The sequence below is a fragment of the Cyclobacterium sp. L-R genome (assembly GCF_056859355.1).
Map to the genome: position 1 here is coordinate 1 of NZ_JBSXOH010000094.1, position 17208 is coordinate 17208.

Genomic DNA, 17208 nt, shown 5'->3' on the forward strand with positions numbered 1-17208 from the left:
CCACTTCTGAACTGGAATTTTGAGGTTAATAACTGCAATGGGTAGGTTCCGAAGTACCCCTCCCCACTTCTGAACCTAGAAAATTTGACCTTATCCAATGACTTTTTCTGAAATTTTGTCATATTTTCCAGTTTTTACCCTTTTTCTTGTCAGTTTTTGGTCGAATTTTTCAGGTTTGAGGTGAAAAATAGGAGTTCTGAACCGGAAAATTCGAGTTAAAAGGTCCAAGCTTGTCAGTTTTAAGTACCCCAGCCCTGTTTTGAGGTGGGTAATTGAAGTTATAAACTCCAATGGGTAGGTTTGGATGTACCCTGCCCCTCTTCCGAAGTACCCCATAGGCTTTCCTAATACCTACAAATTGATAAGCCCCGTACCATCCGCCACGTTCACCTCATAGCTTTCCATTTGCCTATTGAACTTGTCGGCATAGGCGGCTGAAATGGCGGCGATAAATGCTTTTTTGTCGGTTTTCTTGATCAGGTTTAGGGTACATCCTCCGAATCCCCCACCCATCATTCTAGCACCCAGTACATAGGGCAATTGCCGGGTATAATCCACTAAAAAATCAAGTTCGGGACAACTCACTTCATAATCAAGGGAAAGCCCATCATGCGAGCCATAGAGAAATTGTCCTACCGCCTCCAGGTCCTGCTTGGCCAATGCCTCACAGGTTTTTATCAGGCGTTCATTCTCCTGAATCACATAGGCACAACGCTTGTAAACCACCGCAGACATATCCCCTTTGGCCTTGTCTAGCATTTCGAGGTTGATATCCCTAAGGCTATTTACCTCCGGAAATTGCTTCTTGAACTGACTTACGCCTTCGCGGCATTCCTCCCTCCTTTGATTATAGGCAGATTCTGCCAGGGAATGGGCCACTTTGGTATTGCATAGGATCAATTGGTAGTCCCCCAATTCCAAAGGGAAATAGAAATGCTCCAAAGAACGGCAATCCAGACGGATGACCTGGTCTTTTTTGCCCATCATGGAAGCAAACATGTCCATGATCCCACATTTTACGCCTACAAATTCATGTTCGGCCTGTTGGGAAAATTTCAGTAATTCCAGCCTTTCCAACTTTAAATCAAACAACTGATTCAGGCCAAAGCCTACTCCGTTTTCCAGCGCAGCAGATGAAGACAAGCCTGCCCCTATGGGAATGTCTCCGCCAAATACACAGTCAAATCCCTCCAACCGGTTTCCATTGTTTTGAATGGCATTGGCCACGCCCATCACAAAATTCACCCAGCCTTTAGCAGGTTTCAAGTCATCCAGTGAAAAAGTCATTTCTTCTTGAAAATCAAGGGAGAAAACACGACAATCTCTGCTGCTATTTTTAGCAAAGCCAAGGTAGATGGACTTGTCAATGGCCGCAGGCAACACAAAACCCTCATTGTAATCGGTATGCTCACCGATAAGGTTGATCCTTCCCGGAGAACGGACAATCAAGGGGCTTTCTTGGTACTTTTCCTCGAAGGTTTTTGAGATAAGTTCTGGAATGGTCATCTGGAATGAAGCGTTATATTAATAGTATTATTCTTGAAAAAGCGTAAACAAAACAGTTTGCCCAACTACGGAAAGGGTCTTCTTGTCTATGATCTCCATATTGTCCTTATGGGTATGGTGATAATGTCCAAAACCAAAATCAGGGCTGAAATCAATAATATTGATCATAGGAATATTGGCGTTCTGATTGACAAAAAGATGGTCGTCTGTGATGGGCTCTGCATTTCGCATTTGAAAGAAATCTCCAAAACCCAAATGATGGGCCTGAGTCCACACCTTGTCTACTATGTTTTTGGCAAATTGTACAGAATAGCCTTCTTTATAAAACCTTGCATTTTTTCCACCTACCATGTCCACAAGGATACCATAATAGGCAGAATAGCCTTTTACATGAGGTGTTGTGGACCAATATTGAGACCCAAGACACCACCATATTTGGCTATTGTCGCGGAAATTCCTGTGTTCAGGCTCTCCATCGTCTTCTCCATCGAAGAAAATAAAATCAATCCCTACATCGGGCTGCAAGCTATCCGTATGCAACACACGGGCTATTTCGAGCAAAACAGCTACACCACTTGCGCCATCATTGGCTCCATCTATTGGCTCATCCAATCGCTCGGTGTCCTTATCGGCAATCCTCCTGGTATCCCAGTGTGCCCCCAATAATATCCTCTTGCTCGCTTCCGGCTTATAACTTCCGATAATATTCCTCAATTGGAGTTCTATTCCATCGTAAGTTTTGTCTTTAAAAGTCTGTTCGGTCACACTCAGCCCAAAACTTTTCAACTTATTTACCATCCAATCTCCAGCCGCCTTATGGGCTTCCGAATTGGGTACCCTGGGACCAAAGTCCACCTGTTGCTGTATATAATGATAGGCCGAATCGGCATTAAAGTCCGGGGCCTGCTGATAGCTTATTACCGCCTCGGTTTTACTCTCGTTACTGGGTTTATCCCCACAGGCAGCTACCAAAAGCAGCAAGCCCAGGAATAAACCTGTACTTATATTATTCTTCATAAGCCCAATCCACACCATGCTTCATATCTTTAATTATCACTCCCAATCCTTTTAATCCAGCCCTGATCTCATCCACTTTCTGGTAATCTCGCGCCGTTTTGGCTTTGCTATACAAGTCAATGATCACTTTCAATAGTTCATCCTGATTGTCTCCCTTCTCTTCTACCAAGCCAAGAATTTCAGTAATAAACACATTAAAAGTCTGAATCAATTTATCAAATACATCTTTTCCCAGTTGAGCCGAATGCAGTTGTCCCGTATATAGGCTATTGATTTTTTTCAACAGATTAAAGAGATGACCTATGGCCTGTGCGGTATTGAAATCATCATTCATGGCATCAAAGGCAGCAGCAATACTCTTCTCTATTTGTCCCACATTCTTCTCATCCACAAGAATTTCAGGATCAGCCTTATATTGAATTTGCGAAGCTATTCTAAGCCCATTGATCAATTTTTTATACCCTTTTTGGGCAGCCTGCAGGGCTTGATTGGAAAAATCAAGGGTAGAACGGTAATGGGCCGTCAAGATAAAATACCGCACCGTCATGGGACTATAGGCCTGTTCCAATTTGTCATGATCCCCATTGAACAATTGCTGAAGGGTAATAAAATTCCCAAGGGATTTACCCATCTTTTGCCCATTGATGGTAATCATATTGTTGTGCATCCAATACTTAGCCGGGTCGGTATGATGGCTTGCATTGCTTTGCGCGATTTCACATTCGTGATGCGGAAACATCAGGTCCATTCCACCACCGTGGATATCAAATTGCTCACCAAGGTATTTGGAACTCATGGCCGTACACTCTAGGTGCCAACCCGGGAAGCCCACGCTCCATTTTGAATCCCAACGCATCAGGTGTTCTGGAGAAGCTTTTTTCCATAGGGCAAAATCTACAGGATTTCTCTTTTCAGACTGTCCATCTAGTTCCCTACTTCCACTCATTAATTCATCGACCACCCTGCCGGACAAGACACCGTATTGTTTTTCCTCCTTATTGTATTTCAAAACATCGAAATACACACTGCCATTTACCTCGTAAGCCAGGCCATTGGCAATAATCTCTTCTATAAGTTTTATTTGCTCAGGAATGTGACCAGTAGCACGAGGTTCTATGCTTGGTTTATGGGTATTCAACATTTCCATATCTCTATGGTAGGAAGAGGCATATTGTTGTGCCACCTCCATTGGTTCCAATTGTTCGAGCTTGGCTTTTTTGGCAATTTTGTCTTCCCCTTCGTCAGCATCTGCTTCTAAATGACCCACATCAGTAATATTTCGGACATACCGAACTTTATAATCCAAAAATCTTAGGTACCTAAAAACAATATCAAAAGACACAGCTGCCCTTGCATGACCAAGGTGAGCATCTCCATAAACCGTGGGTCCACAGACATACATCCCTACATTTGGGCTGCTAATCGGTTCAAATATTTCTTTAGTTCTGGAAAGGGTATTGTATATTTTTAACTTTTTTGATTGCATGGGGCAAATTTATCAAACTTTCAATACTTTTTTTAGGAAAATAATTTTATTACATTTGTGCCTGAGTTAATTCATGACAACAGAGGGGACACACAGTCCCCTCTTTCATTTATTGATCATTTTTGGGACAAAAACCAAAAGCAAGTAAGCAAAAAGATATGGATTTGAGGCAAACGATAGAAGAAATAGTGGAAAAACACCTGCCTGACAGCAGCCATTTTGTCGTAGATGTACAAATTGTGGAGAAGGGTAATAAAAAATCTTTACATATATTAATTGATGCTGACCACGGCATCAATATTGATACTTGTGCTTTGGTTAGCAGGGCCGTTGGCGAGGAGGTTGAAGCTAAAGAGCTGATGGACACTGCATATGTAATGGAGGTTTCATCCCCAGGAGTGGATTTTCCGTTAAGTTCAAGAAGGCAATACGAAAAAAATATTGGCCGCAACTTGAAAGTAACCCTAGAAGAGGGCGAGGAAAAGGAAGGTAAACTCACTGAAGTAGACCAGAGGGCTATTCAGATAATGGTGAAGAAAAAAGAAAAGGGCAAAAAGTTTGTTGAAGAACCTCTCAGCATACCTTTTGACCAAATAAAGAAATCAATAGTATTAGTCTCTTTCAAATAAAAACAATGGATGCTAAAATTCTGATTGAATCATTTGCAGAGTTTGCAAGATCAAAAAATGTGGATCGACCAACAATGATCCGCATTCTCGAAGATGTATTTAGGGCGATGATTCGTAAAAAGTATGAAACTGATGAAAACTTTGATGTGATCATCAATGCGGACAAGGGTGATTTAGAAATCGTAAGGATTAGACAGATCGTTGACGACAATTCTGAAGACATCTGGGATCATGACAAGATCAGTTTGGCGGAAGCCAAGAAGATTGAACCAGATTTTGAGATCGGTGAAGAGACTTATGAAAAAATAGAATTAGAAGATTTTGGTCGCAGAGCAGTGATGATGGCCAGACAAACACTTATCCAGAGGATCAAAGATTTGGAAAAGGATTTGCTTTTCCAACAGTATGAGGAGCTGGTAAGTGAGATTATAACTGCAGAAGTTTATCAGATACTAGGTAGAGAAATTCTACTTATGGATGCTGAAGGCAATGAATTGATCATGCCAAAATCAGAGCAAATACCAAAGGACAGGTTTAGAAAGGGAGATACTGTCCGGGCAATTGTTCACAAAGTGGAGATGATCAATGGTAACCCAAGAATTATACTTTCAAGAACTTCACCAATCTTCCTTGAAAGGTTGTTTGAGAATGAAGTACCTGAAGTATACGATGGATTGATTACCATTAAGAAAATAGTAAGGGAACCAGGTGACAGGGCCAAGGTAGCGGTAGAGTCTTATGACGACCGTATCGATCCTGTTGGAGCTTGTGTAGGTATGAAAGGTAGCAGGATCCATGCTGTAGTTAGAGAACTACAAAATGAGAACATAGATGTTATCAATTATACGGACAATCTTGACTTGTATGTTTCCAGAGCGTTAAGTCCTGCAAAGGTAACTTCACTTCAAGTGAATGAAGAAGCCAAAAGGATTTCGGTATATTTGAAGCCTGATCAGGTTTCTCTAGCCATAGGTAAAGGTGGATTTAATATCAGACTTGCCAGTAGATTGGTAGGATATGAAATTGACGTATTCCGCGAACTATCAGGTTATGAGGATGAAGAAGATGTTGATCTATCTGAATTTTCTGACGAAATTGAGAGTTGGGTATTAGAGGAGTTGAAAAAAACAGGTTTAGATACCGCGAAAAGTGTGTTGGCATTGACCAAAGAGGACCTTCTTAGAAGGACTGAATTGGAAGAAGAAACAATCGCCGATATATTTAAAATATTAAAACAAGAATTTGAATAGCAAATAACGACAGATAATTCGTTATCCCCTTTATATTTGCATTATTATAAATACAGGAATAGGTATTAGTATGTCAGAAGAAAAAATGATGCGATTAGGCCAAGTAGCCAGAAAGCTCAACGTGGGTGTTTCCACCATCGTTGAGTCTATGGCCAAGAAGGGCTTTGAGGTAGAAAGCAATCCGAACTCGAAAATTAGTTCGGAGCATTATAATATGCTTGCCAAAGAGTTCAAGTCTTCTGCCCAAGAAAAGGAAGAGGCCTCCCATCTATCTATAGGCAAAAGGCACAATGAAAACTTTACCATCAAGGCAGAGTCGGAATCTGAGCCTGAAAAAGAAATCAAAAAACCAGAGCCAAGAAAACCGGTAGCTCCTACTCCTCCTGTTGAGGACAAGAAACCTGTGGAAAAAGCTACTGACAAAATATCAACTGAAGCACCCAAACTTCAGGGCATTAAAGTATTGGGTAAAATTGACCTGGATGCTAATAAATCCAAGCCAAAGCCTGAGCCTGTAAAAGAAGTAGCGCAACCTACTCCTGCTAAGCCTGTAGCGGAAGAGCCTAAAAAGCCTGCGCCTAAGCCTGAACCTAAAAAAGAACCAGAAGTAAAAGAGGAAAAACATAAACCTCAAGTAGCTGCTGAAACAAAACCGGAACCGACAACTCCGAAACCTACTCCTGCTCCAGTAATTCCCGAAAAGCCTGTAGAAAAAGCTGCTGCTCCAAAAGCAGAAGAAAAACAAAAACCTGCTCCGGCAAAAGCACCAGAAGAAAAACCTGCTGCCGCTGCTCCTAAAGAGACTACACCAGCCCAATCGAAGCCAATTACTGAAGAAAAAACAACTAAAGAACCGGAAAAACCTATCGAAAAGACTGAAGATAAGGTGATCTCTGCAAAAGCAGATTCCCTTAAAGGTTTGACTGTATTGGGAAAAATAGAACTTCCTAAAGACAAACCAAAGAAAAAATCCAAACCTGTTGCCTCTTCTGATGAACGCAACAAGGAGAAGAAAAAACGTCCGAGAAAACGGATTGATAACCGTCCTGCCAAAACTGCAGACGGAGCGAGACCTACGTCACCTGCCGGTAGAGGACCAGGTGGACCAGGGCAAGGTGGTGGAGCCAGAAAAGGCAATAACAGAGGCGGTGTCGGAAGACCTGCAGGAAGAGGTCAAAACCCTCGTTTTCAAAAAGAGGAACCAACTCAGAAAGAAATTCAAGACCAAATCAAACAAACTCTTGCAAGACTGCAAGGTGGTGGTAGATCTGGTGGAAAAAATAAAAATAGAAGAGACAAGCGCTCTGACAGAACGAAGGAGGTTAGCGAAACACCTGAGGAAAGCAAAATACTACGGGTAACGGAATTTATTTCCGCAAATGACCTGGCTTCCCTAATGGATGTTTCTGTTAACGAAGTAATCTCTGTCTGTATGGGACTTGGAATGTTCGTTTCAATCAACCAAAGACTGGATGCAGAAGCAATAACCATTATTGCAGATGAATTTAACTATGATGTAGAATTTACTAAAACCGACGAAGAAGAGACAGAAGTCATCGAGGAGGAAAGTGAAGACACATTGATTGAAAGAGCTCCTATTGTCACCATAATGGGACACGTAGATCACGGTAAAACATCCCTTTTGGATTATATCCGTAGAGCTAAAGTGACACATGGTGAAGCAGGTGGTATCACTCAGCACATTGGTGCCTATGATGTAGAAACCAAGGATGGAAACAAAATTGCATTCTTAGATACACCAGGACACGAAGCCTTTACGGCGATGAGAGCAAGGGGTGCTAAAATCACGGATGTAGCAATCATTGTAATTGCAGCGGATGACAATGTCATGCCTCAAACAAAAGAAGCTATAAACCATGCTCAGGTAGCTGGTGTACCAATGATATTCGCTATCAACAAAATAGATAGGCCAAATTCCAACCCGGAAAGAATCAAGGAGGAACTGGCCAATATGAACCTACTGGTAGAAGACTGGGGTGGTAAATACCAATCTCAAGATATTTCTGCCAAAACAGGTGCTGGTATAGACGAGCTTTTGGAAAAAGTTTTGCTTGAATCTGAAATTCTAGAGCTTAAAGCAAATCCGGATAAAAACGCTGTCGGTACAGTTGTAGAGGCTTCCCTTGATAAAGGTAGAGGTTATGTATCTACAGTCATGGTACAGGCAGGTACCCTACATGTTGGAGACACCATTTTGGCAGGCCAACATTATGGTAGAGTAAAAGCAATGTTTGACCACTTGGGTAAAAAACTCGATGCAGCAGGACCTTCCACACCAGTACAAGTACTTGGTTTAGGCGGTGCTCCTCAAGCAGGTGATGTATTCAAAGTATATGACTCTGAAAGAGAAGCAAGAGAAATTGCCAACTCTAGAGAGCAAATACAAAGAGAACAAAGCTTACGTACCAAGAAACATATCACACTGGATGAGATCGGTAGACGATTGGCCATTGGTAGCTTTAAAGAACTTAACATCATTATCAAAGGTGATGTGGATGGTTCAGTAGAAGCCTTGTCTGATTCCTTACTGAAACTCTCTAAAGAGGAAGTGAACGTAAATATCATTCACCATGGTGTAGGTCAGATTTCTGAATCTGATGTATTGCTTGCCTCTGCTTCTGATGCGATTATCTTAGGCTTCCAGGTAAGACCTTCTGTCAATGCAAAACGTCTTGCCGAGCAAGAGGAAATTGAAATCAGACATTACTCAATTATTTATGATGCCATCAACCAGATTAAAGATGCCATTGAAGGTATGCTTGAACCTGAGTTTGAAGAGGTAATCACAGGTAATATTGAAGTAAGAGAGGTATTCAAAATCTCTAAAGTCGGAACAGTCGCTGGTTGTTATGTTACGGATGGTTATATCAACCGTAAAAACAAAATTAGAATTATCAGAGATGGAATAGTAATTCATGAAGGTGAAATCAGTGCCTTGAAACGATTCAAGGATGATGTAAACGAAGTGAAATACGGCTACGAATGTGGTGTTTCCATTAAAGGGTTCAACGATATCCTGGAAGGTGATACCTTCGAAGGATACAAAATGGAAGAGATCAAGCGTAAAAAATAAATTTAAGATTCAATACAATTCTAGGGACAGCGTAAAGTTGTCCCTTTTTTTTATCTTTATAAACATGGAAACAGTAGCCACGGGCATAGACATCCTGTTTTTTATAGCCCTTTTAGGGACGATCCTAGGGCTGATTAGACCAGTAATTGTTCTTTGGTTTATGCACCGTTTCAATAGGCTTACGGTGCTTAAATACTATGGTCTTCCTGCAGTATTCATGTTTTTCATAAAATTTACCTTGGTCCATTGGGCTTGAAATAAGCGGAAAACACATCACGCTTTTTCAGTGCTTCATTTTCCAAATTCACAATAAAAATTCTTTTATAAGAAATTCTGATGGGGGATTTGCTGCAGAATGACATTTTAACCCGGATTATGTAATAGGATTTCTCCGCCCTGACAAGGTCAGGGGTGATGCCTGTCCCGTGTTTACGGGAAGTGTTGCAATCGCAAGAAAATCAGGTTGTTTGGAGATTTTTGCATAGCATCGCTATGGTGAAATTGAAAACAGCAACGAAGTGGCTGATTTTGAAGCGATTTCAGCACGTAATAGATTGTCTATTGCAAATTTCGGGTTTAACCTTTTTTGGTATCATTGAATTGGGCTGAAGAAATGTAAAAACAGATCCGAACTTGCAAGCCTTGAAAACTCAAAATCTATCAAGTCGTTTTCATTACCTTACATTTTTACACCTCTTCAAATCGAACTTAATTCACTTTTTTATAACTGTAAACAGCCAACCCATTCACCAAGATGGCGTAGGCAAAGGTCTTCCATAACTGCGGCAAAATATCGGAAAACCCTGCGCCCTTCAACATTACCATCCGCACTACCTCCACAAAATACCTGATGGGATTGAAGGTGGTTATCAGTTGTGCCCATTTTGGCATGCTCTCTATGGGAGTAAACAACCCACTCATTAAAATAAAAATGACGATGAAAAACCAAGCAATAAACATGGCTTGCTGCTGGGTTTCTGTGAAATTGGAAATAAAAAGACCAATACCCAGAATCACCAATATATAGATCGCAGTATAAAAATAAAGGATGCCCAAACTTCCAAGTAGGGGAATATCCAAGATAAGCTTTGCCAGCACCAAGCCAATACTCAACAAACCCAAGCCTATAATCCAAAAGGGGAATAGCTTGCCAATAATAAATTGACTTTTTTTGATCGGCGTAACATTAATTTGTTCCAATGTCCCTATTTCTTTTTCCCTCACAATATTCATCCCTGAAAGAAACATTGTGATCATAGTGACCAGAAGTACCAATATCCCCGGCACCATAAATGTTTTATAATCCAGTGTGATATTGTACCAATAGGAGGGAATAATTGTAATCAACCCAGCAAAGCCACTTCGGTTTTTACTAACAGCAGACTTCAAGGCTTTACTTTTGTTAAATTCCTGTACTATTTGTTGGATATAGGCAGTCTCTACTCCTGCTGCTGCCCCATCTATGGCGTCGACGGTGAGTCCTATTGACGTTTTTTCATTGTTTACCAGTTTTCGTTCAAAATTATTGGGGATTTCCATGATCACATTTACTTTTCCCTCCAACATTCCTGAATTCGCCTCAGCATAGGATGAGTAGGGATCAAGCAGGTTGAAATAGGTCGATGAACGGAATTTTTCAATCAATGCCCTGGAGGAAGAGCTACGGTCTGCATCGATGTAGCCAAATTTTATGTCCTTTACTTCATAAGTAGCTGCATTGGACAGAATAAGGAGTTGAATGATGGGCAAAATAAAAATAATAGGAAGCATTCCCTTATTTCTAAAGATCTGTTTGAATTCCTTTTGTATCAAATATCCGATGGTTTTCATTATTCAAGCCTGATTTTATATTTGTAGGTACTGATTCCAATAAACAATAGCGTCATGCCTACAAGGATAACCGTCTCTTTCCATATAAAAGCTATTCCCACTCCCTTCAACATGATTCCTTTAATGATGATGATAAACCATTTGGCCGGAATAATATTGCTGATAACTTGTAAAGGAAGCGGCATACTGGCTATTGGAAATATAAATCCTGACAAGAGGATTACCGGCAGCATTAAGCCCATCAATGAGATCATCATGGCCGTTTGCTGCGTCTCTGTTATAGTTGATATTAATATCCCTAAGGACAAAGAGGTAAGGATAAACAACACACTTTCAGCACCTAATAAAATCAGGCTTCCCTGAACGGGCATTTTAAAAATAAATATACTTAGCAATACGATAACGATTGCATTAATGATAGAAAGCAAAATATAGGGAACCACCTTGCCTAATATCACCTGAAAAGGTTTAAGTGGAGAGACCAATAAAATTTCCATAGTTCCCAATTCCTTTTCCTTTGCAATGGATATGGAAGTCATCATGGCAGAAACCAACATTAAAATAATCGTCATCACCCCAGGCACAAACATAAACACACTCTTTATCTCAGGGTTGAAAGCCATATGGGTTTGAATCAAAACCTGTGGGCCTCCTACTTGATGGATGTTTATGGATTGATTGTACTGCTGGACAATTGATTGAATGTAATTGGTGATAGAATTGGCAGTATTGGGATCAGTCGCATCGGCAATTAGCTGTAGAGTAGATTGCCCATTTTTCACTCTTTTCTCGCCAAAGTCTTTTTCAAAAACAATGACAGCTTTAATTTTCCCTTCCTTGAAAACCCCTTCTACCTCGGATTCTGCATCTAAGTACCGGTTGATAGAAAAGTATTTGGAAGAGGCCATTTTATTAATAATCTCAATGGTGGTGGCATCCTTGGCATGGTCCAAAATAGCAATTTCCACCTTATTGATTTCATTGGTAATGGCGAATCCAAATAATAAAATCTGAGCGATAGGCATGCCAAAAAGGATAAAAAGTGACCTTTTATCCCTGTAGATATGGTAAAATTCCTTCCTTACAAAACCAATAAAACGCTTCATTTCGAAAAATTAAATTTCTTTTTATTTATTCGGGATTACTGTTTCTTGCCAGTTTTAAAAAAACCTCATTAAGGTTACTCGCCCCATATTGTTCCTTCAAAAGCTTTGGCCGATCCATTGCTTCAATTTTCCCATTGACCATAATGGATACCTTGTCACAATATTCTGCCTCATCCATATAATGGGTGGTTACAAATATGGTCGTTCCCATATCTGCTGCATGATAGATCATTTCCCAAAACTGTCTTCGGGTAATTGGATCCACCCCTCCTGTTGGCTCATCCAGAAAAACGATTTTTGGGTCATGTAGTAGAGACACCGAAAAGGATAATTTTTGCTTCCAGCCCAAGGGCAAAGCTCCAACCAATTGATCAATAATATTTTCTAATTTCAGGTCAGCCACCAATACCTTTATTTTCTCTTTTATAATGGATCGGGACAAGCCGTATATCCCACCAAAAAAGGTAATGTTTTCCCGCACCGTTAAATCATCATAGAGCGCAAACTTCTGGCTCATATAACCAATGTTTTTTTTGATAAGCTCCGTTTGGGTATAGACATCAAATCCCGCTACCATTGCTTCTCCAGAACTGGGTTTGGAAATGCCTATAAGCATTTTCATGGCCGTAGTTTTTCCCGCTCCATTGGCGCCCAGAAATCCGAAAATTTCTCCTGCCTTTACTTCAAAGCTTATGGCATCGACAGCAAGGAAATCACCAAACTTCTTTGTCAGGTCTTTGACGGTTATAACATTGTTTTCGCTCATTTTTTTGCCATTTCCATGAAAACATCCTCAATGGTAGTTTGGGTTAAACCAATATAAACCTCTGTAAGCCCATTTGCTTTCAGGTATTCTTCCAGTTCAGGCACATCCAAATTGGAACGCCTATCTGTATAATGTACATATTCGCCAAATGGATACACACTGTACAGATTAGGGAAACCCCGAAGCACTTGTATCAATTTATGCCTTTCCTTGGCCCCTATTTCATAAATTGCTTTGGGGTACTTTTGCACAATATGCTGAGGACTGTCAATTTCCAGGATGTGCCCATCCTGCATAAGGGCTACTCGATCACATAAAGCAGCCTCATCCATATAAGGTGTGGATACCAAAATCGTAATGCCTTTTGCCTGAAGGCGCTTCAGCATGTCCCAAAATTCCTTTCTTGACACCGGATCCACACCAGTGGTAGGTTCATCCAAAAAAAGCACTTTGGGTTTATGAATCAAGGCACAACAAAGGGCCAGCTTTTGCTTCATCCCCCCAGATAACTTCCCAGCCCTCCGGGTTTTAAAGGGTGCTATCTGTTCATAGATTTCCTTGATCAGAGCATAATTTTTTTCAAGGGTTGTACCAAAAATTGTTGCAAAAAATTGCAGGTTTTCCTCCACCGTCAGGTCTTGATAAAGTGAAAACCTACCTGGCATATAACCGACGGATTTTCGAATAGAAATATAATCCTCCACTACATCCATCCCTGCTACTACTGCCGTACCAGTATCTGCCAATAGCAGGGTGGTCAAAATTCGAAACAAGGTAGTTTTCCCTGCACCATCAGGCCCTATTATCCCAAACAGTTCACCTGGATTTACATCAAATGAAATGTCCTGGACAGCACTTATTCCGTTATAGGTCTTGCTGATTTGGTTGAGGGAAATACTCATTTTTATTCCTCTATTTTAATGGTAATGTTAAGGGAAATCTTTGATTTAATTGAATTGGAAATCAAGCAAGCCGCTTCAGATTTCTGAACAATTCGTTCGGCACGTTCTCTATCTTTTTCACTGGAGATGGTCACCGTAGGAGAAAGGATAATTTCTGTCATGGCAAATTTGCCTTCTTCTTTTGCCAAAATTCCTTTGGCATTACAGCTAAAAGCAGAAAAATCCAGTTTGCTATTTTCTGCTATGGCCAAAAATGTAGTCATCAAACAGCTACTCACCGAGGCAGTAAATAAATGCTCTGGGGACCAGATATTGGGCATTCCTTTAGGGAATTCCGGAGGTGTTGCCACAGCTATACAATTGGACGAATCAGAGTCGCCCATTTTAAGTTCTGGGGAACATATAAGCCCTTTTCTATCTACATTCCAATTGATATCTACATTGTACTGATGGTTTTCCATGGTGTTTTTTTGTTAATTATAAATTGCTTTCCTTACTTAAGTCATCCTCAATCCACATTTCTGCAGGCATGCCTATTTTTAAAGCACCATCATTTTTTACCTTAATTTTTACTGCATAAACCAGATTAACTCTTTCTTCCTTGGTTTGGATGATTTTGGGAGTGAACTCAGCGGTAGATGAAACCCAACTAACTTTGCCATCATATGCCTTCATTCCCTCATTTAAATCTATTTTTACAGTTACTTCTTGCCCAATGCTGAGGCTAGGTAATTGTGTTTCGCTTATGTAAACCCTCAAAAGCATATTGTCCAGATCCGCAATTTTATAGAGAGGCTTCCCAAAAGAAACCACTTCCCCAGCTTCAGTGAATTTCCCCAAAACAGTTCCATAAATTGGGTTCTTTAAAACACTTTGAGCGATTTGTTGATCGATCTGAGCTATTCGCGCATCAAAAGACAGGGCTTCTTTCTTAATAGGCAATTGCTGACTTTGAACATTTTTAATCTGCTTTTTTAAAACTTCCACCTGATTGCTTCCTCTATCCAACTGCTGCTGAGTAGCTGCCCCATCAGCAAACATTTTTGAGACACGGTCAAATTCTAAAACTGCGTTTTTCAATTGTTCTTTAAGCACATTAATCTGCGAAGTAATGCTACCGGATTTTGAGGATACCGTTTCCTTGGAGGCCAACAATTGCTGCTTTGACAAAAATAAAGGCAGGGTATCCACCAAAGCTACAATGGTCCCCTCCTCGACCACCTGCCCTTCTTCTACTGCTAAAGACAATAACTTTCCGGAAGACTCTGCTGAAACAGTAATTTCAGTTGCCTCGAAATTACCATAGCCATCTGCTTTCTCTTCATTTTCACAGGATACAATACCAAGCAGAAGAATACTTGATAAAAATAGTTTGAAGGTTTTCATTTTGGATCTGTATTTAAAAGTCACCCTTAATTAATTTATACTTGGCTTGACTCATGACCAACTGTATTTCAGTCAACTTTTGATTGATTTTTGCATCATAAAGCTTGTTGAGATCAATGATGTAAGCCGAAGAAGTGATGGTTCCATTTTGAAATTGAGAGGTATTAGACGCGATTACTTCTTCTCGCAAGTTTACTATGGCCGCATCCTGCTCTAGAATTTCTTTGTACATGCTTATGTCTTCCCAAGCTTCTTGCAGTTGAATTTCATTGTTGAGCACAAAGGTTTCTTTTTCCGTGGCTACTACCTGCTTTAACACTTCTACACCGAGCTTTTTTTCCTGATTTTTGCCCCAGTCAAATAACCTCCAATTGAACTTTAAGCCTACCATATAAAATTCCTGGAAGGAATTGTCCAACATGTTCAAACCAGGATTACCATATCCCGCTTGTGCAAAACCCATTAGACTGGGGGATTTTTCTTTATCAATTAACTCCTTAGAAATATCTAACTGCTGTGCCTTGTACTCAAATAGTTTTAGTTCCGGCCGATTTACAGGGGTTTTAGAGGCCAACAGAATTTCAGGTTTCAACAGTGTGTCACTGAGCGCGATATCCTTAAAGATGAGTGAGGAAAGGCTTTCCAGCGCTTTTTTGCGTTCATATTTAAGTTGAACTTTTTGTTGCTCCAATAGCAAGAGCTCAGCCTGCAAAAGTTGATTGGAGGAAGGCAAGGCCATTCCATTTCTAATTGCCGAAACCGCTTCCTTTGCACGCTCCTGTAATATTTTCATTTTTGAATCCAGAAGTTTTTCCTTTTCCTGAAGGAGTAAAACTTTGAAATAGGTGCCATTGACTCTTTCCTTTACTTGGTAAATGGTAACCTCCACCTCCTGTTGCCGGGTTTTTAATTCTGCTTGTTTTAACCTGGCGTTGGCCGCAATGCTACCTCCATTATAAATCAACTGGTTGACATCTAGTGTTGCTCTATATTGATCTTTGTTAGGAGGTTGGATATCAGCATTCGGTAATTCTATAGGAATCCTTGTAACTTCAGATTGATAGGTAGATTGCGCATTCAGGTCTAGCTTTGGAAGCTTCTGCAATTCGAGCACATTGACCTCAGATTGAAATTGTTGCTCCAACAAAACCTTTTGACGTGCAAGCGGATAATTCGTTTTAGCAAGGGTGAGGCACTCTTCCAAGGTGAGTACCTGCTGTGCAGGTAAAAGAAGGGGAACCATCGCCAGGATAAATATTAAAATCCCTTTCATGTTTTTTTAATTGAGTTGATAATAAAATCTGAAACAACCCTTTTACGTTGTTCCATTAGCTGCTCAAAGTCATCCTCTCCCATTTTCAAAAACCCTTTAATAAGAGGCTTCGCAACAAAGGGAAATATATTCATCGAGACAATGGTTACAAATAACTGCTCCCCATCTGTAGGTCTCAAAATTCCTTGTTCGACCTCAAGTGCTACTTGTTTTTTGAATTTATCAAGGGATGGAAAACCATTATTATTCTTGATCATTTCAAAAAACCCAGGATTGCGATTAGATTCTTGAATGATGAAATTGGGTAGGTAAGGGTGCTTCTTCATAAAGGAAATATAATTATGGGTAAAGCTTTTTACTTTTTCCTCAACCGAAGAATCATCATTTAAGACCTTATTGAGCTGTGGAGCCAATAAGGAAAATGCATTTTTAAACACCGCTTCAAAAAGCAATTGCTTGCTTCTGAAATAATAATGCAACATGGCTTTATTGATGCCCGCTGCATTTGCGATCTCCTGCATTCGGGCTCCATCCATTCCTTTATGGTGGAAAACCTCCTTGGCTGCCTCCAAAATTTTCGCCTCTGTATCTTGATTAAACTTTTTCTCTATCATTTAACTGTATGGTTTAACCATATGGTTAACAAATGTAAAATTTTTTCCAACAAAAGAATATTGAATGAAGAAAAAGTTTACAATTAAGTTAAAATACTCTAGCTCAGTGTGCTAATAAAAGGTTTATCGTCACTGCGAACCCTTTTTGGGGAGATTCTGAGGCGGAAAAGGGTGTGGCAGTCTCGGCTTAATGTCATACTATTTCAACCCGAAATATGCAATAGACATTCTATTACGTGCTGAAATCGATTTAAAATAAGCCACTTCGTTGCTGTTTTCAATTTCATCATAGCGGTGCTATGCTAAAATCTCCAAACAGCCTGATTTTCTCGCGATTGCAACACTTCCC

The 17208-nt window shown here is 40.3% G+C and carries 15 protein-coding genes; 4 read left to right on the forward strand and 11 right to left on the reverse strand.

Features of this window, described 5'->3' with window-relative positions:
- Positions 1-351: 351 nt before the first annotated feature.
- Genes galK through cysS form a run of 3 tightly spaced genes read right to left on the reverse strand, consistent with a single transcriptional unit; the run spans position 352 to position 4009 of the window.
- Complete coding sequence (galK, locus tag AC13EX_RS19910; protein ID WP_482894031.1) at positions 352-1506, reverse strand: galactokinase; 1155 nt, start codon at positions 1504-1506, stop codon at positions 352-354.
- A 27-nt stretch (positions 1507-1533) separates the two neighbouring features.
- On the reverse strand, positions 1534-2523 hold the full coding sequence (locus tag AC13EX_RS19915; RefSeq protein ID WP_048641655.1) for a M28 family peptidase: 990 nt from the start codon (positions 2521-2523) through the stop codon (positions 1534-1536).
- Positions 2513-4009 (reverse strand): cysteine--tRNA ligase, encoded by a 1497-nt coding sequence (gene cysS / locus AC13EX_RS19920; RefSeq protein WP_482894032.1) that lies wholly within the window; start codon positions 4007-4009, stop codon positions 2513-2515. Before cysS ends, AC13EX_RS19915 begins: the two co-directional genes overlap by 11 nt.
- A 158-nt stretch (positions 4010-4167) precedes the next feature.
- Here cysS and AC13EX_RS19925 point away from each other — a divergent pair, with 158 nt between their 5' ends.
- The 4 genes from AC13EX_RS19925 (at position 4168) to AC13EX_RS19940 (ending at position 9238) form a co-directional block, all read left to right on the forward strand.
- Positions 4168-4638, forward strand: coding sequence for a ribosome maturation factor RimP (locus tag AC13EX_RS19925; protein WP_048644451.1), 471 nt, complete (start codon positions 4168-4170; stop codon positions 4636-4638).
- 5 nt (positions 4639-4643) lie between these two features.
- A complete protein-coding gene (gene nusA / locus AC13EX_RS19930) occupies positions 4644-5888 on the forward strand; it encodes a transcription termination factor NusA (protein WP_048641653.1) in 1245 nt (414 codons plus the stop codon).
- A gap of 70 nt (positions 5889-5958) precedes the next feature.
- Positions 5959-8982, forward strand: coding sequence for a translation initiation factor IF-2 (gene infB / locus AC13EX_RS19935; protein ID WP_482894033.1), 3024 nt, complete (start codon positions 5959-5961; stop codon positions 8980-8982).
- Between the two features lie 64 nt (positions 8983-9046).
- On the forward strand, positions 9047-9238 hold the full coding sequence (locus AC13EX_RS19940) for a hypothetical protein (RefSeq protein ID WP_482894034.1): 192 nt from the start codon (positions 9047-9049) through the stop codon (positions 9236-9238).
- A gap of 452 nt (positions 9239-9690) precedes the next feature.
- On the opposite strand, the gene AC13EX_RS19945 is transcribed toward AC13EX_RS19940, so the two are convergent.
- The 8 genes from AC13EX_RS19945 to AC13EX_RS19980 are packed head-to-tail and all read right to left on the reverse strand — an operon-like array spanning position 9691 to position 16859.
- Complete coding sequence (locus AC13EX_RS19945; RefSeq protein ID WP_482894035.1) at positions 9691-10812, reverse strand: ABC transporter permease; 1122 nt, start codon at positions 10810-10812, stop codon at positions 9691-9693.
- On the reverse strand, positions 10812-11918 hold the full coding sequence (locus AC13EX_RS19950; RefSeq protein WP_482894036.1) for an ABC transporter permease: 1107 nt from the start codon (positions 11916-11918) through the stop codon (positions 10812-10814). Before AC13EX_RS19950 ends, AC13EX_RS19945 begins: the two co-directional genes overlap by 1 nt.
- A gap of 25 nt (positions 11919-11943) precedes the next feature.
- A complete protein-coding gene (locus tag AC13EX_RS19955) occupies positions 11944-12684 on the reverse strand; it encodes an ABC transporter ATP-binding protein (RefSeq protein WP_482894037.1) in 741 nt (246 codons plus the stop codon).
- Positions 12681-13586, reverse strand: coding sequence for an ABC transporter ATP-binding protein (locus AC13EX_RS19960; protein ID WP_482894038.1), 906 nt, complete (start codon positions 13584-13586; stop codon positions 12681-12683). The genes AC13EX_RS19955 and AC13EX_RS19960 overlap by 4 nt, the downstream gene beginning before the upstream one ends.
- Positions 13587-13588: 2 nt before the next feature.
- Entirely contained in the window at positions 13589-14047 is a 459-nt protein-coding gene (locus tag AC13EX_RS19965) for an OsmC family protein (protein WP_482894039.1), read from the reverse strand.
- Between the two features lie 16 nt (positions 14048-14063).
- The gene (locus AC13EX_RS19970) at positions 14064-14972 is read right to left on the reverse strand and encodes an HlyD family secretion protein (RefSeq protein ID WP_482894040.1); all 909 of its coding nucleotides are present in this window, start codon (positions 14970-14972) and stop codon (positions 14064-14066) included.
- A 13-nt stretch (positions 14973-14985) separates the two neighbouring features.
- On the reverse strand, positions 14986-16245 hold the full coding sequence (locus tag AC13EX_RS19975) for a TolC family protein (RefSeq protein WP_482894041.1): 1260 nt from the start codon (positions 16243-16245) through the stop codon (positions 14986-14988).
- Positions 16242-16859 carry a TetR/AcrR family transcriptional regulator gene (locus tag AC13EX_RS19980; RefSeq protein WP_482894042.1) on the reverse strand — a complete coding sequence of 206 codons (618 nt, stop codon included), beginning with the start codon at positions 16857-16859 and terminating at the stop codon, positions 16242-16244. Before AC13EX_RS19980 ends, AC13EX_RS19975 begins: the two co-directional genes overlap by 4 nt.
- Positions 16860-17208: the final 349 nt, after the last annotated feature.

What these genes read in the sequence shown, in the direction of transcription:
- cysS (WP_482894032.1), bottom strand. Translation starts at nt 4,009, where the DNA reads ATGCAATCAAAAAAGTTAAAAATATACAATACCCTTTCCAGAACTAAA.
- AC13EX_RS19965 (WP_482894039.1), bottom strand. Translation starts at nt 14,047, where the DNA reads ATGGAAAACCATCAGTACAATGTAGATATCAATTGGAATGTAGATAGA.
- AC13EX_RS19980 (WP_482894042.1), bottom strand. Translation starts at nt 16,859, where the DNA reads ATGATAGAGAAAAAGTTTAATCAAGATACAGAGGCGAAAATTTTGGAG.
- nusA (WP_048641653.1), top strand. Translation starts at nt 4,644, where the DNA reads ATGGATGCTAAAATTCTGATTGAATCATTTGCAGAGTTTGCAAGATCA.
- AC13EX_RS19960 (WP_482894038.1), bottom strand. Translation starts at nt 13,586, where the DNA reads ATGAGTATTTCCCTCAACCAAATCAGCAAGACCTATAACGGAATAAGT.
- AC13EX_RS19915 (WP_048641655.1), bottom strand. Translation starts at nt 2,523, where the DNA reads ATGAAGAATAATATAAGTACAGGTTTATTCCTGGGCTTGCTGCTTTTG.
- AC13EX_RS19950 (WP_482894036.1), bottom strand. Translation starts at nt 11,918, where the DNA reads ATGAAGCGTTTTATTGGTTTTGTAAGGAAGGAATTTTACCATATCTAC.
- AC13EX_RS19975 (WP_482894041.1), bottom strand. Translation starts at nt 16,245, where the DNA reads ATGAAAGGGATTTTAATATTTATCCTGGCGATGGTTCCCCTTCTTTTA.
- AC13EX_RS19945 (WP_482894035.1), bottom strand. Translation starts at nt 10,812, where the DNA reads ATGAAAACCATCGGATATTTGATACAAAAGGAATTCAAACAGATCTTT.
- AC13EX_RS19970 (WP_482894040.1), bottom strand. Translation starts at nt 14,972, where the DNA reads ATGAAAACCTTCAAACTATTTTTATCAAGTATTCTTCTGCTTGGTATT.
- galK (WP_482894031.1), bottom strand. Translation starts at nt 1,506, where the DNA reads ATGACCATTCCAGAACTTATCTCAAAAACCTTCGAGGAAAAGTACCAA.
- AC13EX_RS19955 (WP_482894037.1), bottom strand. Translation starts at nt 12,684, where the DNA reads ATGAGCGAAAACAATGTTATAACCGTCAAAGACCTGACAAAGAAGTTT.
- AC13EX_RS19925 (WP_048644451.1), top strand. Translation starts at nt 4,168, where the DNA reads ATGGATTTGAGGCAAACGATAGAAGAAATAGTGGAAAAACACCTGCCT.
- AC13EX_RS19940 (WP_482894034.1), top strand. Translation starts at nt 9,047, where the DNA reads ATGGAAACAGTAGCCACGGGCATAGACATCCTGTTTTTTATAGCCCTT.
- infB (WP_482894033.1), top strand. Translation starts at nt 5,959, where the DNA reads ATGTCAGAAGAAAAAATGATGCGATTAGGCCAAGTAGCCAGAAAGCTC.